Raw genomic sequence first — 6,000 nt, forward strand, 5'->3', positions numbered from 1 at the left:
CAAAAGTCCAGACGAAATCGCAGCGCTGCGCGCACTCGGCGCCGATTGGACAGCGATTCTGGAAAAGGTTTTATGACAGGCAAAAAAAAGCCCGCTGGGGAGACGGGCTGGAGACTTGCTTTCTAACGGATGGCTTCACCCTACTTTGGCGGACGTGAAAAGTTTGTGAAAACTTACCAACACCTGTAGGACATTTCCTCACTCAATTGCCACATGTAAAAAACCCCGTACGTTGACGGGGTTGTTCGCACTCGGACTATTTGCGGGCGCGGGTCGCGACCCTGGGTAGAAATTTCGCCTTCGGCCCTTTGGGTGCCGTGGACTTGATCTTGCCGGTCTGCACCGGGTCCTCGCCAAAACCTGCCTGGTACTCGGTCTGGCCGCACCGCACACAGTTGTTGAAGGAAAATTCAGCGCCATCGTCTTCGATATACGGATCAGTCATACCTTCGCCCCTTCGAATCAGGTCGACACCGGCAAAGCCCTTTTGCCAAAAAAAATATCGACCTCCAAGACTTTTGAGACTAGCCGGTCATTCCTGGACTTGTTATTCAGATGGACTGGCGCCCGACGAATGGGCTACAAAAAATAAACAAAATCCAGGGGCGCCTATCTTACAAACCGGGCTAATCTGCACTTCCGTTTCATTGCGAAGGAATCGCGAACATGGCCCTGAAAACCAGCGCCCTACTCCTTTCAGCTCTTATGATCAGTGGCTGCGGAACCATCAGCAGTGTTTTTCAGGAGGACACCGTTGCAGGCAATGACCTGAAAACGCGCCAAACCTATTGCGACTCGATTTCCCGGATCTACAGCGGTATCGGCTACGACTTCTGCGTACTCCATGCATCTGAATTACCGATGAAAGCCTTCGGAACAGGCCGACCTGCGGCGCCGCTGGTTCTGCTCGATCTGGCGGTATCCGGCGTAACGGATACTTTGGTATTGCCTTACACCGCCTATCAACAGGTTAAACACGGCAATATCGAAATCTACCAGGCACAAACGTCGAATCAGTGATCAACGCAACTTGACCGCCGTACCAGTCGCAAACACCACAACCATGCCGCCCTTGCCGCCAGGCATGCTGATCTCGAAATCCACGCCGACCACCGCATCCGCTTGCAGAGCACGCGCCCGCTCCCTGATTTCATCGGTGGCCTGAATACGCGCTTCTTTCAACGCCCGCTCCAGCGTCTGCGACCGCCCACCAAAGAAGTCGCGCATACCGGCGAACATGTCGCGGATCACATTGACGCCCTGCACCGACTCGGCACTGACAATGTCCAGATACGCGGTGATCTGGCGCCCTTCAATGGCGTGAGTGGTGGAAATAATCATGAAGTCGTCCCTTGTGCTGGCAAATAAAACTGGGATTGTAAGCCCTGACCACGGTGAAGCCGACTTCAACGGCGCGTCCGATAAAATCCAGACGCCAGAAACCACAAAACCCCTGACTTCTTTCGAAATCAGGGGTTTTGTGTAATCGAATATGGCGGTGAAGGAGAGATTCGAAACTACCCGTTTGCGGTTTTTTGAGCATCCCTCCCCGGTTTATAAGGGCTGCAGAGGAGCGAGTTTTTTAATCTCAGTCCCATGTCAGTCCCATGGGTTTTGCACACCAGGTTGCAGAACACGGACGCGAAGGCCGTTTCGACGTTTCATGTTGACCCATGGGAAAAAGGTAATTTTGGTAATGCGGCATGAGGCAAGCTCTGGAAGCCTTGAAAATCGGGGCATTGAGAGCAGTAAGCAGAGGTAATAATTTGGTAAGTATGAGGTTAGAAAATTACCTTTCCTATGAGTAATCCCTTATAGCCCTCAAACCCAGTAAAACCGGGCACTTCAGAAATTATTACCCTAACTCTTACCTAAAATTACCTCTTGAGGTAATGAGTGAAAGCCAGGCATGACAAGGGCTGTAGCGCGTTTCTACACCTCGCTTACCAAAATTACCTTTTTCCCAGCCCACGTCTGAAAAATGGCCAAGACGACGTCCCTTTCCGACGTTTTTCACATCATGCAAATTGGCACTGGTCGCAAGTAAATCCTTGGTTACGCTGTGCAATACCAGAAAATAACGGAGAGCCAAGCAGGCTGGGCCTTACAGCCGTTTTGCAAGCGGACTGAGTGGTGTCTGATTCCCAGTTGGTGCGACCAGTGCCGAAAACGAAAACATCCTTTGCGGTAGGTTTTTCAGGGCGTCGCCCCTGCACGCCAGGCGTTTCACTCCCTTGGCCAACTCGTCGACGCTCCGTAACGCAGTGCAAGTACCTTTGCTCTTTTTTGCAAAACCTTGCACTGCGTGCAATCGCTACAACGCCAACAGCCCCCGCAGCAGGCTTGGCCAGAGCAGGTGTTTGCACCACTCTGGCCTTTGCATAAAAAAGGGACGCAAAGCCCGTCGGCGGGAGGGGGATAAGTGCTTTCTTTGAAGATTTTTTATCCCAAAATGGAAATTAATGATTCAATCAAAATTTAGTAGATGGCCATATTGAGAGGTAGCAATGAGGGATCTAGGAGCGACAGGGGAGCATTACTTCAGTGCTTGGTGCGCAGCGTCCGGTATGACCGCGAACAAAGCAGTGTCAGACCGAAATGGCTGGGATATGTTTGTTGAAGTAGACAATAACGGAAATAGTACAAACCCTATGTTAATCCATGAAGGATTAATGGAAATAAAAATTCAAGTTAAATCAACAGATAAAAAAAATAGATTTGTAGATGTGGAGCTATCGAATCTTAGAAAAATGGCAACAACGGCTCTTCCCTCTTTTTACGTGCTACTAGAATTCGATGGATCTGAAACACCAACTCAGGCATATCTGTGTCACGTCGACAAATCACTAATACGAAAAATTCTAGAGAGAATCGCTCAACTTCTACACGAAGACCGCAAGGTAAAACTTAACAAAAAATTCATGCGACTTCGTTTTTCCGAAAACGTTACTCCACTCACACCAACAAAATTAAAGTCAATGATACTCGGACATATAGGAAACTCCCACATAGAGTACATGGAAGACAAACGCAAATTTCTAGCATCCACAGGATTTGAGGAGGGAACACATAAAGTTAATTTCACCATATCCGGGAGTTCTCAACTTGAAAGGCTTATCGACTTATCACTAGGAAAAAACGGCGCAGTCGAAATAATTGACATGCAGGCCCACGCGATCCGATTCGGACTTTCTCAAGAGCAACTTTTAATACAAAGTGAAACAGCAATACTTTCAATGCCCGACATCATGCCCAGCGCCGAAGGCACGCTGTCTTTCAGAGACAAATCCACTGGTCGGTCGATTGTTTTCCCTGCACGCCTATACCAAAGCGCATTTAACGACTGGGTCCCGGACGAATTCAAAAAAGTCAGATTTGATGCAGATGTTTTTGAATTACATCTCTCTAAGTATGGACAGATCTGTACGTTTACCGCTTCTGTTGCAAATGCAGAGCTATCTGACGTCGAAACAGTTTTAAAGTTATACAAGCTAGTCAGTATGCTTTGGAAACCTGAAAACATTAAGCTAACGTTCAGATTTCAAGAACTGGTAACAAGCGTGGACATGAACCCGGGGGAAGGTTTCGCGGACTGTTCAACAACAATAGAAGCTCTTGAAAAAGTTGTCAAAATTAAGCGATACTTCGAAATTGACCATAATTTCCCTGTAACGCTTTCAGAAGTCGATAAGAAACATCGACACATACACCAAATCAATTTTCTTATAGATGAAGACTTGGATCTTGTTTTTCTAGACTTCACCCTTGATATCGGCCCTGATCACGGGGTAGAAGTAGATTGCTTCTACGTGCTTTTCTTTGAATTAGGCGGTTATATTTTTGTAGAGCTAATACTATTCACGGGCATAGCCCTCAAAGAGGAAAACAAATATATCTTAAGGCCCGCTAGTAAAAAATCACTTTACAGAACGGTATTTCGATCTGGAGAGTTAAATAAAGAAATACTGAGAACTGAACTTTTAGAAGCTATGGAATCGAATGAAGGTGATCGAAGCACAATAGATCTAATACCTTACTTTTTTTCCAAAACGCCTTTGAGTTAAAAGCCTCCTAGCCCCGAGAAGGTTGAAAGCTACTGACTCGTTTTCTCTGCGCGCAGGGCGCCTCACTCAGTGGACTCGTCGACGCTCAGTAACGCGGTGCAACGACTCTGCCTTGTTTGCACGGCGTGCGATCCTTACAACGACAAAAACACCTAGCAAACTTGGGCAGGCACTACTTCCCTCTCGCATTGACGAACCATCAGATGTAGCATGCATTGACAACCCTTTGGATTTGCACACATGGCAGTGATCACTGGAAGACACATCTACGTCAACACGTTTGACAAGACTTACAGCATCGATAAAAGCAAAGTACTCAGTCATTTCGAATTAGATTTTGAAAAATGGGCTTGGCTACAGTCCGTAAGGTCACCAGAAGCTGACGAATACTATTTCTCTCATATTAAGGAAGCGAAAGACACATTAATAAATACTGACCCAGACATCAAAGCCCAATCACAGATCAGCATTAAAAATTACGTCACCACAGATGGAGATACTGGAAAATTTATATTTGACACAAAAGATCAACACGGGGAACTTGTGGCATTCTATGCTCTACAAATAGCAACTTCCACTACCGATGATCACCCTTACTTCAGCAAATCCGACACATTAAGAAAAACCTCATCATACGAATACCTGCTGGCCAACTACTTATTTTTTCAGCACATCAACGCCGCAGAATACATAACTGGAAACTTACAAAAAAAACTAAGACAAGAGCTTAATGACTTTAAAGCCAATGCCAGCGATTCACTAGAGTATATTGAAAGATCCAAGCATTCTGCGCATTCGATTTTGATGGCAACCACACAAGAGCATGACCGGGCAAAGTCGTTACACCAGAAAAATCAGCGTAGAAGGTTTAGGCGATATAAGAAGGTATTTGCTTCCGTGAGACGGGATGCCGCAGAAGCAAAACAGGCTGCACAAACTGATCTGAAAACTGCTTACGACACCTATCACGCGCAGGTTGACCTACAATCATCGATAGTTTATTGGGGCGAAAAAATAGCGCAGCATAACAAAGTCAAATGGAGGTGGCTTGGAGCAGTAGTCGCTTCCCTAGTCCTAACCTTTACAATGCCTGTTATTTATTACGCAATGGGAGGAGTCTCCGCTCTTTCAGCATGGAGACACCAGAATATATCAGCAAGCTCGCAAACACCGAATACAGCTGAAAACCTCAAAACAGAAACACAGAACAATGAAAAAAACACGCCAACTGACAATATGGAGAAGGTGGTTTTTGCTAGTGGGATTGCAGACCTGACTGGCGCCGCTTTAATCGTTGCCCTTCTATCAGTACTGCTTAGATTAAGCTTAAGACAATACAACATATCAATCTATTTAAGCCATGATGCAGAAGAGAGAGTAACAATGTTAAAGACATATTTAGCCCTTTCCAACGAGGGAAAACTCTCTAATGATGGAGATATGAAACTTGTACTCGAAGCACTTTTCAGAGCATCGCAGACTAGCGGGGTCCCTGACTCCGCGCCTGCAACCCCAATAGAATTGATAATCAAAGCTATAACAGATAAAAAATAGAAAAAACTCAAAGCGTAATAGACTTTAATAAATTTGAGAGCGCAGCAGCTTGTAAAGCGTCGGCGGTGAATCCCGTCGACGTCGCGGGCACAGGGCTTGAGCCGTGAACATGGCTCGCAAGCTGCAGGGATAGGTGTTCCACTAGATCCAATGTTTGGCACAAAATCCTGAATATGTTTACGCTCTCGGATCCTACGTGGTTTCTAGGCGCGATCAGACGTTGACTGATACTAGCCACACTCTCACGCAGTCCCGTAATTTGCTCATGCATATCACCACCGACAATTAAGTTATGCTTTTGCCCCACAACCAAGTTCAGATCGCGACCGGTTGCTTGGTGCAGATCGTCCACCGCTGCCAAGCTCGCGGATCCGCCCGACAT

The 6,000-nt window shown here is 46.5% G+C and carries 5 protein-coding genes and 1 pseudogene; 3 read left to right on the forward strand and 3 right to left on the reverse strand.

Annotated elements, in window-relative coordinates:
* Nucleotides 1-256: 256 nt before the first annotated feature.
* On the reverse strand, nt 257-445 hold the full coding sequence (locus JFT86_RS27285; protein WP_166224788.1) for a hypothetical protein: 189 nt from the start codon (nt 443-445) through the stop codon (nt 257-259).
* A 221-nt stretch (nt 446-666) separates the two neighbouring features.
* Between JFT86_RS27285 and JFT86_RS27290 the strand changes: the two genes are divergently transcribed.
* Nucleotides 667-1,020, forward strand: coding sequence for a YceK/YidQ family lipoprotein (locus JFT86_RS27290; RefSeq protein ID WP_201233985.1), 354 nt, complete (start codon nt 667-669; stop codon nt 1,018-1,020).
* Here JFT86_RS27290 and JFT86_RS27295 read toward each other — a convergent pair whose 3' ends face one another.
* A complete protein-coding gene (locus tag JFT86_RS27295; protein ID WP_201239174.1) occupies nt 1,021-1,341 on the reverse strand; it encodes a YbjQ family protein in 321 nt (106 codons plus the stop codon).
* Nucleotides 1,342-2,567: 1,226 nt separating this feature from the next.
* Here JFT86_RS27295 and JFT86_RS27300 point away from each other — a divergent pair.
* On the forward strand, nt 2,568-4,064 hold the full coding sequence (locus tag JFT86_RS27300; protein ID WP_201239175.1) for a hypothetical protein: 1,497 nt from the start codon (nt 2,568-2,570) through the stop codon (nt 4,062-4,064).
* Between the two features lie 240 nt (nt 4,065-4,304).
* Nucleotides 4,305-5,618, forward strand: a complete 1,314-nt coding sequence (locus JFT86_RS27305) for a hypothetical protein (RefSeq protein ID WP_201239176.1) — start codon at nt 4,305-4,307, stop codon at nt 5,616-5,618.
* A 7-nt stretch (nt 5,619-5,625) separates the two neighbouring features.
* Here JFT86_RS27305 and JFT86_RS29155 read toward each other — a convergent pair.
* Nucleotides 5,626-6,000, reverse strand: a pseudogene (locus JFT86_RS29155) (hypothetical protein); the annotation flags it as partial.

This window comes from Pseudomonas sp. TH06 (assembly GCF_016651305.1).
In the GTDB taxonomy this organism is placed as follows: Bacteria; Pseudomonadota; Gammaproteobacteria; order Pseudomonadales; family Pseudomonadaceae; genus Aquipseudomonas.

Coding starts and splice junctions, on each gene's coding strand:
- JFT86_RS27290 (WP_201233985.1), top strand. CDS start 667: ATGGCCCTGAAAACCAGCGCCCTACTCCTTTCAGCTCTTATGATCAGT.
- JFT86_RS27285 (WP_166224788.1), bottom strand. CDS start 445: ATGACTGATCCGTATATCGAAGACGATGGCGCTGAATTTTCCTTCAAC.
- JFT86_RS27305 (WP_201239176.1), top strand. CDS start 4,305: ATGGCAGTGATCACTGGAAGACACATCTACGTCAACACGTTTGACAAG.
- JFT86_RS27295 (WP_201239174.1), bottom strand. CDS start 1,341: ATGATTATTTCCACCACTCACGCCATTGAAGGGCGCCAGATCACCGCG.
- JFT86_RS27300 (WP_201239175.1), top strand. CDS start 2,568: ATGACCGCGAACAAAGCAGTGTCAGACCGAAATGGCTGGGATATGTTT.